The organism is Paenarthrobacter nitroguajacolicus (assembly GCF_007786235.1).
In the GTDB taxonomy this organism is placed as follows: Bacteria; Actinomycetota; Actinomycetes; order Actinomycetales; family Micrococcaceae; genus Arthrobacter; species Arthrobacter nitroguajacolicus_A.
In genome coordinates this window covers 133216-147675 of record NZ_VNFK01000001.1, presented here as the reverse complement: position 1 = coordinate 147675, position 14460 = coordinate 133216, and the positions used below count along the sequence as shown (strand labels likewise).

The window sequence follows — 14460 nt, the reverse complement described above, 5'->3', positions numbered from 1 at the left end:
GTGAGTACGGCATTGAAGAAGGACTTCCTTCGCATCGCATCAGTCAACGTCAATGGCCTGCGGGCTGCCTACAAGAACGGCATGGCGGAATGGCTGGAGCCCCGCGAGGTGGATATCCTCTGCCTGCAGGAAGTACGGGCGCCTGACGACATCGTCCGGAAGCTGATTGGCGAAGGCTGGCACATCCTTCACACCGAGGCTGAGGCCAAGGGCCGCGCCGGCGTGGCTATTGCTTCGCGCCAAGAGCCCACCGCCACCCGCGTGGGCATTGGTGACGACTACTTCGATACCTCGGGACGCTGGGTGGAAGCCGACTACACCGTACAGACCGCTGCCGGTGAATTCACCACTCTCTCCGTTGTCAGTGCTTACGTGCACTCCGGTGAAGTCGGTACGCCCAAGCAGGACGACAAGTACCGCTTCCTCGACGCCATGAGCGTGCGGCTGCCTGAGCTCGCCAAGCACAGCGACCACGCCTTGGTGGTTGGCGACCTCAACGTCGGACACACGGAACTCGACATCAAGAACTGGAAGGGCAACGTCAAGCGTGCCGGCTTCCTTCCGGAGGAGCGCGCATACTTTGACCGCTTCCTCGGTGAAGAAATCGGATGGAGGGATGTCCACAGGGGCCTGGCAGGTAATGTCGCCGGCCCCTACACCTGGTGGTCCCAGCGCGGTAAGGCCTTTGACACTGACACTGGCTGGCGCATCGACTACCACTTGGCCACTCCGGGCCTCGCAGCAGCCGCTTTCTCGGCTGTTGTGGACCGGGCGCCTTCGTGGGACACCCGCTTCTCCGACCACGCACCGCTGGTAGTCGACTACCGGCTCTAAGCTTCCTAAGGTATTGCTCCATGACTAGTTCCACCACGACCGAAACCGGCACGGCAGCCGCTGTGACCGAACCGAAGCCTGCGACGTCCACCAAACTGGCCGTTGGTGCCAAGCACCGTGTCCTCTCCGGCATGCAGCCTTCCGCCGACTCCCTGCACCTGGGCAACTACCTCGGGGCCTTGGTCAACTGGGTGAGGATGCAGGACGAGTACGACGCCGTTTACTTCATCCCAGACCTGCACGCCATCACCGTTCCCCAGGATCCCGCGGAACTCGCACGGCGTACGCGGGTCACCGCAGCGCAGTACATCGCCGGTGGCGTTGACGTCAACAAGTGCACGCTGTTCGTCCAGTCCCAGGTCCCGGAGCACGCCCAGCTTGCGTGGGTCCTGAACTGCATCACCGGAATGGGCGAAGCCGGCCGTATGACCCAGTTCAAGGACAAAGCGCAAAAGCAGGGTTCGGACCACGCCAGCGTGGGCCTGTTCACCTACCCGATCCTGCAGGCCGCCGACATCCTCCTGTACCAGCCGCACGGTGTACCGGTAGGTGAAGACCAGCGCCAGCACGTGGAACTCAGCCGGGACCTCGCCAACCGCTTCAACAGTCGGTTCGGTGAGACGTTCCAGGTGCCGGAGGCCTTCATCCAGAAGGAATCGGCAAAGATCTACGACCTCCAGAACCCCACTGCCAAGATGTCCAAGTCCGCCGAATCACCGGCCGGCCTGATCAACTTGCTCGATGACCCCAAGACTGTGGCCAAGCGCATCAAGTCCGCTGTCACGGACACCGAGACGGAGATCCGCTACGACCGTGAGAACAAGCCAGGGGTTTCCAACCTGTTGACCATCTACTCGGCCATCAGCGGTACTCCGGTGGAGAAGATCGTGGCTGACTACGAGGGCAAGATGTACGGCCACCTCAAGGTCGACCTCGCGGAACTCGTCTCCGGCCACCTGGCACCCATCCGGGAACGTGCCAACGAACTCCTGGCGGATCCAGCGGAACTCGACCGGCTCCTGGCCCTCGGCGCAGACAAGGCGCGTGAAATCGCGTCGGCCACCCTCGCAGACGTCTACTCCAAGGTTGGCTTCCTGCCGTACCGTGGGGACGCTGCACGCGGCGAACAGGGAGTCCGCTAACCCCATGTGCTCTGCTGGCCAGCTCAACGTCAAGACCGACACCCCTCCGGGTGTCGGTCCGGACGATTCTCGCCAGCCCGCTGTCACCGGCACTGACTGTGGTGCCGGTGACACCATGTGCGTGGGCGTCATCCTGGGTTTCCCGCCGGAGATCGCCCGTGAACTGCAGGAGTGGCGGGCATCGTTCGGTGACCCCATGGCCGAGGTCATCCCCGCCCACATCACCCTGATCACCACCACGCCCACCCAGGACTGGGCCGCCACCCGGGACCATGTCAGGGAGGTTGCGCAGGCCCAGGAGCCGTTCACCATCACCATTTCCGGCACCGGCTCCTTCCGGCCCATCTCGCCCGTGGTCTTCGTTAACGTTGAAGAAGGCTTTGAAGAGTGCGTGCAGTTGCACGAGAAACTGCAAAGCGGTCCACTCGAACGGATGCTTCCTTTCCCGTACCATCCGCACGTCACGGTGGCCCATGACGTGGCACAGGAAAACCTTGACGAGGCCGAAACGGTGCTCAGAGATTACCGGGCCACCTTCCCTGTGGTTAGCATGGGACTTTACGAGCACGACACCAATGGAATTTGGCAGCTACGGGAAGAGCTCGACTTTGGCGGCGATACTGACGAAGAACAGCAAGCGGATACAAGCCGCGCAGGCGGACGCTCCTCCACTTCCAACTGAGCTGGCGAAGCTCAAACTGGAGCTTCTCCGCAAGAGGCAGGACTGGGGGCAGGCCAAGCGTGCCGGCGATGGCCTGCCGAAGAAGGCCGGCGTATTCTTCGCCCTTTTCATGGCCAGACTGAACACCAACAGGGCCATGCGTGCCTTCCAGCACTACACCCGTCAACACGGCCCCCTGCTCAGTGCGGGCATCGGCTTCAACATGTTCTTTTCCGTCACCGGTCTGCTCACCACCGGCTTCGCGATCGCCGGCATCGTACTGGGCGGCAACCCGGCACTGCAGGACGCCGTGATCGAGAGTGTGGCTGCTGCGGCTCCCGGGCTGCTTCAGGTCAATGGCGGCGAAGGGCTGGTGGATCCGCAATCTCTGCTTAACCCGTCAGGACTGGGGTGGACGGCCCTCATCGCGGCGCTGGTGACGGTCTTCGTATCGCTCGGGTGGATCGCCAGTATCCGGGAAGGCCTCCGGGGTGTGATGAACGCTGACCCGTTGGTCCGCAACGCCGTCCTTCAGAAGCTCATCGACGCCGGCACGCTCTTGCTCCTTGGCCTGATCCTGGTGGTCAGCGCCGGCGCCTCCCTGGTTTTCGGAACGGCCGCAGAGTGGGTCTTCGACCTCTTGAAACTGGACGAGGCCGCGGCGGCACCGCTGGCGGCCGTCATCAAGATCGTGGTGCCGCTCCTCTTGAACTGCGCGACGGCGGCAGTACTGTTCCGCATCGCATCCGGCCTCAAGTTCGGGCGCCGCGCGCTCCTTGAAGGGGTGATCCTTGCCGGCGTCGGCACCACGGTGTTGCAGTTCTTCAGCACCGAGCTCCTGGCCCGGGCCGGCGCCAACCCTGTCCTGGCATCCTTTGCCATCATCATCGGCCTGTTGATCTGGTTCAACCTGGTGAGCCAGGTGTACCTCGTGTCGGCATCGTGGTCCGCCATTCGTGAGTCGGATACTGAGGCGGGGGAGACCCCGCGCAAGAGGGTCCTCGGCTCGCGTCGCGCAGCGCCCCGGACCTGACGGTTCTGGCTTACATGGAGGCTCAATGAATAACCAGCTGTGGATCGCTTGCCTCCTTGGAGCCGCCGTGGGCCTCGTAGTGGGCCAGTTGGTCTTCAACTCGCCCTTCCTTGGCATCCTCATCGGCGTCGGACTGGGTGCGCTGGTCGGTGCGGCTGTGGGACCCCGCCGCGGATAACCGGAAGGGTCCCCTGTCTGCCTAAGGCGCCTGCACCAGTCCTTCCCACGCTACGGTCCATTCCGCCGGGAAGCCCGGCGCGTGCCGCTCCGGCCCGTCATCCCAGCCAGCCGCCATCAGGGCGACAGCGGCGAGCAGGCCTCCGTTTCCGGGCAGGTAGAGCGGCAGTGAGTCGGTTTGGCGGTTGTGCCCATTGGCGAGGACCGTGTTCTTACCGGCGCTAAGGAGCAGGGCATCCACGGCCGCTTCCGGGTCCTCAAGGCGGGCGGCCGTCATGGCCATCACGGGGTAGTCCCAACCCCAGGTGCTGTCCCAGTCCCAGTCAGCCAGGACATCGGACAGGGTGGCGCGCATGATGTCCGGATCGATCACATCCGTCTGTGGGAGCACGCCCAAGGCGCACAGCATGGATGGGTGGTCAGTGCGGATAGTGAAGGGCTCGACGTCGATGGCAGCGTACACGCCGTTGATGACGCGCGGATGGACCATGCCGTCTGCCACGGTGGTCCAGTCCTGCACAGGTTCCAGCCCCAGCCGTTCCCGCCACGCCGCGGCTATCCGGAGGCCCCATTGCCAATACGCCAGCTCAAAGGTGGGATTGGTAACCTTGGCCCGGATGGAGCCGTAGCTTTCCTGGGCCGGAATCAGGGGTGGTCCCAGCTCGAAACCGCGCGGCGTCGGATGGGCAAAGCTGGCCATGAAGGCCGCGGATTCGAACACGATCTCCGCGAACTCCTCCAACACGTCCCGGCTGGGATTGGCCCGATACACCAGCTCGGCCAAGTGGATAGGGTGTGGTTGCTGCCAGATCAGGAACGTCCCGATGGGGCTTGGGCTTTCCCGCCCGTCCGGCCCTACCTGCTTGGGCCACCGCACACCCTCGAAGCCTTGGGCCTTGGCCGTCTGGCGCGACACCTCCAGCACCGTGGAGTACCAGCGCAAGGACGGCAGAAGCAGCTCCACCCGGTTCCAGTGGGCAAAGTGCGCCGCGTGCCACCAATGCATCTCCAGATGGAACCGTCCCCGCCATGAATTGCACACAAGCCCCGTCTCCTGCGGTGGCAGCGAGCCGGAGCAATTGATCGCGGTCAGGTACTGGGACAGCACGATCCTCCGCTCCAACTCCTTGGCGCGGGGATCGTCGGTCGCATCAAGCTCGATTGCCCCACCGGAGGACCAGAACCGCGGCCAATGGACCGCTGATGCGACGGCAACACGGCCCGCCGGTGAAAGTTCGACGCCGGTCGTCGCCTCGGCCTCCGCGTTCGCCCCGGGTGTCCCGGCAGTGAGCGTGTTGTTGCCCCGGGCGATGCAGTCACCGTCTCCTGCGGAGATGAACTCGATGGTGAAATCGAGGAGGTCGATGCTGCCGGGCGCATCTGTCAGTGTCGGCTCTATCCGGAGGCGGTGCTGTCCGCTCTGTTCCACCGTCAGGTTCTGCCCGGTGATTCGCACCTGGTAGCTGGAGCTGTCCAACTCGCGGTGGGCTGTCCACTGTGGAGTAAGCCCAGGTTCCGGGTCCGTTGGATTGTCGAGTGTGGTGGTGTGCGTGTCCGGGGTGCTCCAGTCCGCGGCGTCGTGCCACGCTTCGGAACCGTAGGGGAAACTGACGCCCACTGACAGTCCGGCGCCCAGCGCGGGCGACTCGACGCGGAAGCCGAGCTGATCGCGGTGGGGGTGGCACGCCGTCGTAACAGTGACGGGGTGACCCAGCAGGGTGAAGCGGCTGGTCACCGTTCCCGTCCACAAGTCCAGTGTTTGTTCGGTGTCGGAGAGGTCCGCTGCGGTGATGGCCCGCTCTGCGTCGTCGTCGGTCCAGCGGAAACCTATACGCCCCAGGTCCAGCCTGTGGGCGTTGGCCCGGAGCCAGGTCTCAGCCTGGGAAGTGTCGGTCTCGCGATCATTGACGATGTCGCCCACCATGTCCACATAGGGCACAGGGCCACGAGGCGAGTCGTAAAGGACGGTCGAACCAGCGAGGTCGTAAGGCTGCGGTGATGGTACCGAGTGCCAACCCCATTGTGATTGAGTGCCAAGGAGCGTTCCCGGCGGGAGGTCGTCGCGGGCACCGACAGGGTAGGCGTCCGGCAGCGACTGGAGCCCCGTGAGGTCCATGGTGAAGGCGAATTCACCGTTGCCCACGGATACGGGGCTCCGTGGATCGAGGCGGTGCTGCCGAATGTTATGGCGCTGAACGAGTGCTCTGCGGTCGATGGGAGTGGGCGGTGTCGAATTGGGGGTGGTGCTTTGGCTGTGCACTGTGCACGCCCTCCTGATGCTGTCTGCTGTGACTGCGGCTAAAACTGAGAAATCGTTTTCCGAAACGATTCAATCCTGATCTTCGAGAGAGGGCCTGTCAACCCCTCTGAGTGGCGGACGTGGCTCCGGCGCCCGTGCCTGGCGAGGACAAAACGACCGTGTCTTCCAGTTCGTCGAGGGGAAAGAACGCCGCCCGTTCGTTCGGCGTGCTGTTGGGCTGGTGCAGGGTCAGGAACAATCGGTGGTCGAGGGTTCGGCCAATCATCCCGTGCCCACCATTGGCGCTCCAGAGAGCCTCGGTTTCCTGGGCCCAGGGGCCAACGACTGTCCCGGACTCGCTGCGGGCGATTCCCATGGCGTAACCGTCGTCGCCGAAGCTGGACCACAGCATGATGAGCCGGCCGCTGGTGAGCCTGAACAGGTATGGGCCATCGGTGACGTACACCGGGAACTCGCGGTCCTTCACGGATGGGACGTCCAGGGCGCGTGCCCAGGGTGCTTCCGAGGCGTTGAAGAGGAAGACGGGCGCCCCTTCCGCGCTTCGCAGGTCCGATGTGAGGCGCTGAGCCATGACGGCCCCATCATGTACTTGCTTCCATTCATGGCAGAAGACCAACCACGGCATGCCTTCCTGGTCCACGTGCAGAGTTCCATCCAGGCACTGCCAATTGCGTGGAGTGACCGGACCGTCACTCCACGGTTGGTACGGCCCCTCGGGTTGCCCTGATGAGAGAATCTGCGTCCCACGGAGATGGCCGGGGGCTATGAATGTGGCGAACATGAAGTAGCGGCCTTGGTATTCGTGGACTTCGGGCGCCCAATACTGCTCCCGGCTCCAGAAGGTCGGAGATGGGCGGAAGGCAGGGGAGGGGCCCTCCCAGGTGACCAGGTCCTTGCTCCGATAGCTATCGAAGCCCGTGGCGGGCCCGGACCAGATGTTCTTGTCCGTGCTTCCGAACAGCAGGTACTCGTGCGAATCGGGCAGGGTGAGGACGAATGGATCGCGGATTTGGATGTCGGTCAAGGGCGTGGACAAGAGGATCTCCTAGGGAATTCAAATAGTTCATAGCCAAAACTATTGACGCTGGAACGGGTCCTTGATACGTTTCAGGAACCGTTTTCTCAGAGTTGAAAGAAGCTTACCCAATGGCGCGTAAATCTCTCCGTCGCATTCGAAAGTCAGTGGCAGTCCTGGCTACAGTGGGCATGCTGGGCCTCACCGTGGCGTGCTCAAGTCCCTCCTCCAACCAGCCCGAAGACGGCCCGGTGGAAATTCGGTTCTCATGGTGGGGAAACGCCACCCGGGCCGAATTGACCAACAAGGCCATCAAGGAATTTGAAGCGGCCAACCCCAACATCAAGGTCAAGCCCGAGTACGGCGACATCGGGGGCTACTTCGACAAACTCGCTACCCAGGTTGCCGCCAACGACGCTCCCGACGTCATCACCATGGGCGGTGCGTACCCGGCCGAGTATGCCAACCGCGGTGCGCTGCTGGATCTGTCCAAAGTGGAGGGCTCGCTTGATCTTTCCAAGCTGGACCAGGGAGCCCGGGAAAACGGGCAGGTCCAGGGCAAGCAGTACGGCGTGTCCACCGGCGCCAACTCACTCGCCATCGTGGTGAACCCCGCCGTCTTCGAGGCCGCCGGCGTGGCAGTCCCGGATGACAGCAAGTGGTCCTGGGATGATTTCGCCAAGGTAGCCGCAGAGGTGACGGCAAAGAGCCCCAAGGGAACTTATGGCACTGCAACCGTACTGACGCATGACTCGTTGGATGCCTTCGCCCGGCAACGGGGAAAGTCGCTCTACACCCAGGACGGCCAGCTGGGTCTCGACAAGGAAACCGTGCAGGACTACTTCGACTTCTCGGTCAAGCTCAGTGAATCGGGCGCAGCCCCCAGTGCTTCGGAGACCGTGGAGAAGCTCAACGTCAGCACCGAGCAGACGCTCATGGGGATGGGCCAGGCCGGCATGATGCTTACGTGGACCAACTCCCTCTCTGCCCTCAGCAAAGCCTCGGGTGCGGAGCTGAAGCTGCTCAAACTGCCCGGTGAGACACCCACGCCCGGCATCTGGCTCCAGTCCTCGCAGTTCTACACCATCTCAGCCCGCAGCAAGCACACGGATGCAGCTGCAAAGCTGGTGAACTTCCTGGTGAACAATGAGGCCGCAGCCAAGATCATCCAGAGCGACCGTGGCGTGCCCAGCAACTCCGGCATGCGCACGGCCATCCAGGACCTGCTGACACCCCAGGGCAAAGTGGAAGCCGCCTACATCGACCAGATCGGCAAGATGGACTTCGCCCCCACGTTCATCGGCCCCACCGGTTCGACGGCTGTCTCCGAGATTACTGCCCGCGTTAACACCGAGGTCCTGTTCAAGCGGCTGACCCCGGAGAAGGCAGCCGAGCAGTGGCTCAGCGAAAGCAAAGCGGCCATCGGCAAGTAGAGGCTAGCCGGCGTCGCGGATCTCCAGATACGGATCCGCCCACGCGCTGATAATCCGCGCAACCCGTGCTGCCTGGCCCTTGCCCGTGAGCAGATGCTCGCTGCCTTCCAGCGAGATGAAGCTACGGGGGTGCCGGGCAGTACGGAAAATCTCGCTGGCGTTGTCTATCCCCACGGTGTTGTCGGTGGGGGAGTGCATCACCATGAGCGGCTTGTGGAGGGTGCGGATGCAGTCGCGCAGATCAGCGCGCTCCACGTCCTCCACAAAGTGGCGGCGGACCTCCATGGGCCGGCCACCAAGGTCCACCACGGCGCTGCCGTCACGCAGGATGGCATCGATCTCGCTGTCGAACATGTGCTCCACGTGCTTCGGCTCATAGGGTGCACCGATGGTCACGACAGCATTGAGTCCGGGGATGTCGCGGGCTGCGGCCAGCACAGCCGCACCCCCGAACGAATGGCCCACCAGCAAGGAAATGTCCCTGCCCTGCTCCCTCATGAATTCTGCGGCGAGGATGGTGTCGGCAACCTTGACGCTGAACGACCCGGCGGACCATTCCCCGGCCGAACCGCCCAGACCCAGGTTGTCGAAGCGCAGCATCCCCACGCCCTGCTCAGCCAGCCCTTTACAGATGCGGGACGCCGCCGGGCTGTCCTTGCCCAGGGTGAGCCCATGCGAATACAACCCCCATCCTCGGACGGGACCTTCGGGGACATCCACGATGCCCGCCAGCGCATCGCCGGTGCTTCCAGTGAAGCTGATCTTTTCGGAGCGTGACACGCTGGTCTCCTTGCGTTGCGATGTGTGGTTGCGGCAGTTGATTAACGACGACGGCGCCCCTCACCTGAAGAGGTGAGCGGCGCCGTCGACGTGCTGTTCTTCGAGGAACGGCCGGCTAGATCTTGCGGGCCAGGATGGCCTGCTTGACCTCTGCGATTGCCTTGGTTACCTGGATGCCACGAGGGCATGCTTCCGAGCAGTTGAAGGTGGTGCGGCAGCGCCACACGCCCTCTTTGTCGTTGAGGATCTCAAGGCGCATGTCGCCGGCGTCATCACGGGAATCGAAGATGAAGCGGTGTGCGTTGACGATCGCAGCCGGACCAAAGTACTGGCCGTCGGTCCAGAAGACCGGGCAGGACGAGGTGCAGGCAGCGCAGAGGATGCACTTGGTGGTGTCATCAAAGCGCTCACGGTCTTCGACGGACTGCAGGCGTTCCTTGGTGGGCTCGTGGCCCTTGTTGATCAGGAACGGCATGACTTCGCGGAAGGACTGGAAGAACGGTTCCATGTCCACGATCAGGTCCTTCTCCACCGGGAGGCCCTTGATCGGCTCGACGGTGATGGGCTTGGACGTGTCCAGGTCCTTCAGCAGCGTCTTGCAGGCGAGACGGTTGCGGCCGTTGATGCGCATCGCATCGGAACCGCACACGCCGTGGGCGCAGGAGCGGCGGAAGGAAACACTTCCGTCGATTTCCCACTTGACCTTGTGGAGGGCATCCAACACACGGTCCGTGCCGTACATGGTCAGCTTGTAGTCGTCCCAGCGTGCTTCGTCCGAGATCTCGGGGTCGTAGCGGCGTACGCGGAGCGTGATGTGGAAGGTGGGGATTTCACCGTCACCGGCAACACTTGCCGGGAGCTCGATCTTGGAAGCGGGCTCTGCCATTTCGGTCGTCATTAGTACTTACGCTCCATCGGCTCGTAACGGGTGAAGATGACGGGCTTCGTCTCAAGACGGATGCCCGCGACGGATTCCGCCGAGGAGTCGACGGTGACGGAAGTGTCCAGGTAAGCCATGGAGTGCTTCATGAACTTTTCGTCGTTGCGGTCCGGGAAGTCCTCACGGTAGTGGCCACCGCGGGACTCTTCACGGTGCAGGGCACCGACGGTCATGACTTTGGCCATGTCCAACAGGAAGCCCAGCTCCACTGCTTCCAGGAGGTCCAGGTTGAAGCGCTTGCCCTTGTCCTGGACAGTGACGTTCTTGTAGCGCTCTTCGAAGGAGGCGATGTCGCGAAGGACCTGCTCCAGCGATTCCTTGGTACGGAACACCTGCATGTTGGCATCCATGGTGTCCTGCAGTTCCTTGCGGATCTGGGCAACACGCTCGGTGCCGCTACCCGTGAGCAGGCCGTCAAGGATGCCACGCGTCATTGCCTCGGGGTCCTCGGGCAGCTCGACGTAATCGGCCGTCTTGGAGTACTCCGCAGCGGCAATACCCGCACGCTTACCGAACACGTTGATGTCCAGGAGCGAGTTGGTGCCCAAGCGGTTGGAACCGTGAACGGACACACAGGCAACCTCACCGGCTGCGTAGAGGCCAGGCACGATCGTGTCGTTGTCCTGCAGCACTTCGGTGGTGATGTTGGTAGGGATGCCGCCCATGGCGTAGTGCGCCGTCGGGAACACGGGGACCGGATCCGTGAACGGCTCCACACCCAGGTAGGTGCGGGCGAACTCGGTGATGTCCGGAAGCTTGGCCTCGATGTGGGCGGGCTCAAGGTGGGTCAGGTCCAGGAGGACGTAATCCTTGTTCGGGCCACAACCGCGGCCTTCACGCACTTCGTTGGCCATGGCGCGGGCAACGATGTCGCGGGGTGCGAGGTCCTTGATGGTGGGGGCGTAGCGCTCCATGAAGCGCTCACCTTCGGAGTTACGCAGGATGGCGCCCTCACCACGTGCACCCTCGGTGAGGAGGATGCCCAAGCCGGCGAGGCCGGTCGGGTGGAACTGGAAGAACTCCATGTCTTCCAGGGGGATGCCGCGGCGGAACGCGATGCCCATGCCGTCGCCGGTAAGGGTGTGGGCGTTGGACGTGGTCTTGAAGACCTTGCCCGCGCCGCCGGAGGCGAACACCACGGACTTGGCCTGGAACACGTGAAGCTCGCCGGAAGCGAGGTCGTAGGAGACCACACCGGCAACGCGCTTCTGCTTGTACGGGGTACCGTCTTCACGCACTGCGTCTTCTTCGACGATCAGCAGGTCAAGGACGTAGTACTCGTTGTAGAACTCAACGTTGTGCTTGACGCAGTTTTGGTACAGCGTCTGCAGGATCATGTGGCCGGTGCGGTCGGCCGCATAACACGCACGGCGGACCGGGGCCTTGCCGTGGTCACGGGTGTGGCCACCGAAGCGGCGCTGGTCAATCCGGCCCTCGGGCGTGCGGTTGAACGGCAGACCCATCTTTTCCAGGTCCAGCACGGCGTCGATGGCTTCCTTCGCCATGACCTCTGCTGCGTCCTGGTCAACCAGGTAGTCGCCACCCTTGATGGTGTCAAAGGTGTGCCATTCCCAGTTGTCTTCTTCGACGTTGGCCAGTGCTGCACACATTCCACCCTGGGCCGCACCGGTGTGCGAGCGGGTGGGGTAGAGCTTGGTCAGTACCGCTGTGCGTGCGCGCTGACCGGACTCGATCGCGGCGCGCATGCCGGCGCCACCTGCACCGACAATGACGACGTCGTACTTATGGACCTGCATACCAGATGCTCTCTCTTTCAAAAATTCAGATGGTCGGCGGAGGCTGCTCCGCTACGTGAGGCGAGCCGAAGTTAACCGGAACGCCGCTGCGGCAGGGCCGCTACGGGGCCGGGCAGAATCCGCCAGGCAGCTGAACACCGTCGACGACGGGGCACGGGTTGAACGTGAAGATCACCAAGGTGCCAAGGATGATGATGACCAAGGTGGCCGCGTAGAGGACCATCTTGAGCCAGAAGCGAGTGGAATCCTTCTCGGCGTAGTCGTTGATGATGGTGCGGACGCCGTTGGTGCCGTGCAGCATGGCAAGCCACAGCATGGCAAGATCCCAGAACTGCCAGAAGGGATCGGCCCACTTGCCGGCTACGAAGCCGAAGTCAATGGCGTGGATGCCTTCGCCCACCAACAGGTTCACGAAGAGGTGGCCGAAGATCAGCACCACCAGGACGATGCCGGAGAGGCGCATGAAGAGCCAGGCGATCATTTCGAAGTTGCCGCGGCTCGAGCCGGAGCGGTTGTACTTCGGAGCGACCTTCCCGGAGCCAATTTTTCCGCTGCGTGGAGTTTCGATGGTTGTCATGGCTTAGTGGCCTCCCAGCGCGAGGGAAAGGTGGCGGATGGCGAAGCCGGCGAACGTGACCAGCCACAGCGCCAGCACGATCCACAGCATCTGGCGCTGGTACTTCGCGCCCTTCTTCCAGAAATCGATGGCGATCACACGCAGGCCGTTGAAGGCGTGGAAGATGATCGCGGCGACCAGGCCCGTTTCACCCAGGGCCATGAGGGGGTTCTTGTAAGCACCAATAACGGCCGTGTAGGCCTCAGGGGACACGCGCACCAATGAGGTGTCCAGCACATGGACCAACAAGAAGAAAAAGATCACTACACCGGTAATACGGTGTCCAACCCAGGACCACATGCCTTCACGGCCGCGGTACAAGGTGCCAGCTGGTTTTGTCGGCACTGATTAAACCTTCCTGCAACACAGCGGCGCTGGCATGGGATCCACGCGGGGGGAACGCCTGCTGCGAGAGCACTCGTAGCTCACGCCTAAATCTAGGCTTCGCTCACAGCATATTCAATTTAGGGCGGGCTTCTCTGCTTGTTAATTCCATGTTTCCTGCCAGTATTCAGGCGATTTTGGCCAGTCCCTGAGACGAACGCCACATGTGTGGCGTTCTGCGGGGCTTCCGGGTTGCGTCGGATAAAGTGTTGCGGTGAGTACAGAAGACGCGAAATACCCGGAATCGCCAATGAACCGCTTCCATGCGGTTATTCCGGCGGGCGGTGTGGGGACCCGGTTGTGGCCACTCTCGCGTGCCGCTGCGCCCAAGTTCCTCCATGACCTGACCGGTTCCGGCAGCACGTTGTTGAGGGCCACCTACGACCGCCTCGAGCCGCTGGCCGGCGAGAGGGTCCTTGTTGTCACCGGCGAGGCACACCGAGCCGCCGTGTGCCGCCAGCTCCCCGAGGTAGGGGACGACGAGCTGGTGCTCGAAAGCGAGCCAAAGGACTCCGGCGCTGCTATCGGGCTGGCCGCTGCCATCCTGTACCGCCGTGATCCGGACACCATCATGGGTTCCTTCGCTGCGGACCAGGTGATCAGCCCCGACGACCTCTTCCAGGAGACGGTGCGCGAGGCGATCTACACCGCTGCCATGGGAAAGATTGTCACCATCGGCATCAAGCCCACGCATCCCTCCACCGGTTTCGGCTACATCCGATCCGGCGCTGCCCTCCATGTTGAGGGCGCTCCGAATGCGCTGGCCGTGGCGGAGTTCGTCGAGAAGCCCAGCCAGGAAGTCGCCAACAAGTATGTAGAGGCCGGCGATTACGTCTGGAACGCCGGTATGTTCGTCGCTCCCGTTGCCCTCATGCTCAAGCACCTCGAAGCCAACCAGCCGGAGCTGTTCGCGGGCCTGCAGGAAATCGCCGAGGCCTGGGACACTCCGCAGCGCGCCGAAGTGACGGCGCGTGTGTGGCCAACCCTGCCGAAGATTGCCATCGACTACGCCGTCGCCGAGCCCGCAGCGGCAGCCGGCGATGTCGCCGTCGTACCTGGCACCTTCCGTTGGGATGACGTTGGCGACTTTGCCGCCATCGGCCGGCTGAACAATGCAGGCGACGTCGATGAAGTGACGGTACTCGGGGAAGGTGCCCGTGTCTTCGCTGAGAACGCGAGCGGCGTGGTGGTTTCCGATACCAAGCGTGTCATTGCCCTCATCGGCATTAAGGACGTGGTCATCGTGGACACCCCGGACGCACTCCTGGTCACCACCAAGGAACATGCCCAACTCGTGAAAGGCACAGTCGACGCCCTGAAAGCCAGCGGCGATACGGACGTGCTGTAAAGCATTCGCTTATACCGTGAGCCACCTCTTTGGTTGTCCTGCGCCTGAACGCAGCGTAACCAAGAGGTGGCTTTCGTTCT

Annotated in this window: 14 protein-coding genes; 7 read left to right on the top strand and 7 right to left on the bottom strand. The window is 62.9% G+C overall.

What is annotated here, in order from left to right:
- Genes FQP90_RS00645 through FQP90_RS23195 form a run of 5 tightly spaced genes read left to right on the top strand, consistent with a single transcriptional unit; the run spans position 1 to position 3848 of the window.
- Positions 1 to 834: an exodeoxyribonuclease III gene (locus FQP90_RS00645; RefSeq protein WP_144647679.1), complete on the top strand. Its 834-nt coding sequence runs from the start codon at positions 1 to 3 to the stop codon at positions 832 to 834.
- 20 nt (positions 835 to 854) lie between these two features.
- On the top strand, positions 855 to 1976 hold the full coding sequence (gene trpS / locus FQP90_RS00640) for a tryptophan--tRNA ligase (RefSeq protein WP_144647677.1): 1122 nt from the start codon (positions 855 to 857) through the stop codon (positions 1974 to 1976).
- 4 nt (positions 1977 to 1980) lie between these two features.
- On the top strand, positions 1981 to 2658 hold the full coding sequence (locus FQP90_RS00635) for a 2'-5' RNA ligase family protein (RefSeq protein WP_144647676.1): 678 nt from the start codon (positions 1981 to 1983) through the stop codon (positions 2656 to 2658).
- The gene (locus FQP90_RS00630) at positions 2585 to 3670 is read left to right on the top strand and encodes a YihY/virulence factor BrkB family protein (protein WP_144647674.1); all 1086 of its coding nucleotides are present in this window, start codon (positions 2585 to 2587) and stop codon (positions 3668 to 3670) included. Before FQP90_RS00635 ends, FQP90_RS00630 begins: the two co-directional genes overlap by 74 nt.
- Before the next feature lie 25 nt (positions 3671 to 3695).
- Complete coding sequence (locus FQP90_RS23195) at positions 3696 to 3848, top strand: hypothetical protein (protein ID WP_167510385.1); 153 nt, start codon at positions 3696 to 3698, stop codon at positions 3846 to 3848.
- Between the two features lie 21 nt (positions 3849 to 3869).
- Here FQP90_RS23195 and FQP90_RS00625 read toward each other — a convergent pair whose 3' ends face one another.
- Complete coding sequence (locus FQP90_RS00625) at positions 3870 to 6107, bottom strand: hypothetical protein (RefSeq protein ID WP_144647672.1); 2238 nt, start codon at positions 6105 to 6107, stop codon at positions 3870 to 3872.
- A 97-nt stretch (positions 6108 to 6204) separates the two neighbouring features.
- Positions 6205 to 7143, bottom strand: a complete 939-nt coding sequence (locus tag FQP90_RS00620) for a glycoside hydrolase family 43 protein (RefSeq protein WP_144647671.1) — start codon at positions 7141 to 7143, stop codon at positions 6205 to 6207.
- 110 nt (positions 7144 to 7253) lie between these two features.
- Between FQP90_RS00620 and FQP90_RS00615 the strand changes: the two genes are divergently transcribed.
- Entirely contained in the window at positions 7254 to 8555 is a 1302-nt protein-coding gene (locus tag FQP90_RS00615) for an ABC transporter substrate-binding protein (RefSeq protein WP_144647669.1), read from the top strand.
- Between the two features lie 3 nt (positions 8556 to 8558).
- Here FQP90_RS00615 and FQP90_RS00610 read toward each other — a convergent pair whose 3' ends face one another.
- The 5 genes from FQP90_RS00610 to sdhC form a co-directional block, all read right to left on the bottom strand.
- Entirely contained in the window at positions 8559 to 9335 is a 777-nt protein-coding gene (locus FQP90_RS00610; RefSeq protein ID WP_144647667.1) for an alpha/beta hydrolase, read from the bottom strand.
- Between the two features lie 115 nt (positions 9336 to 9450).
- The gene (locus FQP90_RS00605; RefSeq protein ID WP_144647665.1) at positions 9451 to 10233 is read right to left on the bottom strand and encodes a succinate dehydrogenase iron-sulfur subunit; all 783 of its coding nucleotides are present in this window, start codon (positions 10231 to 10233) and stop codon (positions 9451 to 9453) included.
- Positions 10233 to 12032: a succinate dehydrogenase flavoprotein subunit gene (gene sdhA, locus FQP90_RS00600; RefSeq protein ID WP_144647663.1), complete on the bottom strand. Its 1800-nt coding sequence runs from the start codon at positions 12030 to 12032 to the stop codon at positions 10233 to 10235. Before sdhA ends, FQP90_RS00605 begins: the two co-directional genes overlap by 1 nt.
- Before the next feature lie 100 nt (positions 12033 to 12132).
- Complete coding sequence (locus FQP90_RS00595) at positions 12133 to 12609, bottom strand: succinate dehydrogenase hydrophobic membrane anchor subunit (protein ID WP_144647661.1); 477 nt, start codon at positions 12607 to 12609, stop codon at positions 12133 to 12135.
- Between the two features lie 3 nt (positions 12610 to 12612).
- Positions 12613 to 12993: a succinate dehydrogenase, cytochrome b556 subunit gene (sdhC, locus tag FQP90_RS00590; protein ID WP_089594138.1), complete on the bottom strand. Its 381-nt coding sequence runs from the start codon at positions 12991 to 12993 to the stop codon at positions 12613 to 12615.
- Between the two features lie 289 nt (positions 12994 to 13282).
- On the opposite strand from sdhC, the gene FQP90_RS00585 reads away from it, so the two are divergent.
- Complete coding sequence (locus FQP90_RS00585) at positions 13283 to 14380, top strand: mannose-1-phosphate guanylyltransferase (protein ID WP_434371745.1); 1098 nt, start codon at positions 13283 to 13285, stop codon at positions 14378 to 14380.
- The last annotated feature ends 80 nt before the right edge of the window (positions 14381 to 14460 follow it).

What these genes read in the sequence shown, in the direction of transcription:
- trpS (WP_144647677.1), top strand. Translation starts at nt 855, where the DNA reads ATGACTAGTTCCACCACGACCGAAACCGGCACGGCAGCCGCTGTGACC.
- FQP90_RS00635 (WP_144647676.1), top strand. Translation starts at nt 1,981, where the DNA reads ATGTGCTCTGCTGGCCAGCTCAACGTCAAGACCGACACCCCTCCGGGT.
- FQP90_RS23195 (WP_167510385.1), top strand. Translation starts at nt 3,696, where the DNA reads ATGAATAACCAGCTGTGGATCGCTTGCCTCCTTGGAGCCGCCGTGGGC.
- FQP90_RS00615 (WP_144647669.1), top strand. Translation starts at nt 7,254, where the DNA reads ATGGCGCGTAAATCTCTCCGTCGCATTCGAAAGTCAGTGGCAGTCCTG.
- FQP90_RS00605 (WP_144647665.1), bottom strand. Translation starts at nt 10,233, where the DNA reads ATGACGACCGAAATGGCAGAGCCCGCTTCCAAGATCGAGCTCCCGGCA.
- sdhA (WP_144647663.1), bottom strand. Translation starts at nt 12,032, where the DNA reads ATGCAGGTCCATAAGTACGACGTCGTCATTGTCGGTGCAGGTGGCGCC.
- FQP90_RS00595 (WP_144647661.1), bottom strand. Translation starts at nt 12,609, where the DNA reads ATGACAACCATCGAAACTCCACGCAGCGGAAAAATTGGCTCCGGGAAG.
- FQP90_RS00585 (WP_434371745.1), top strand. Translation starts at nt 13,283, where the DNA reads ATGAACCGCTTCCATGCGGTTATTCCGGCGGGCGGTGTGGGGACCCGG.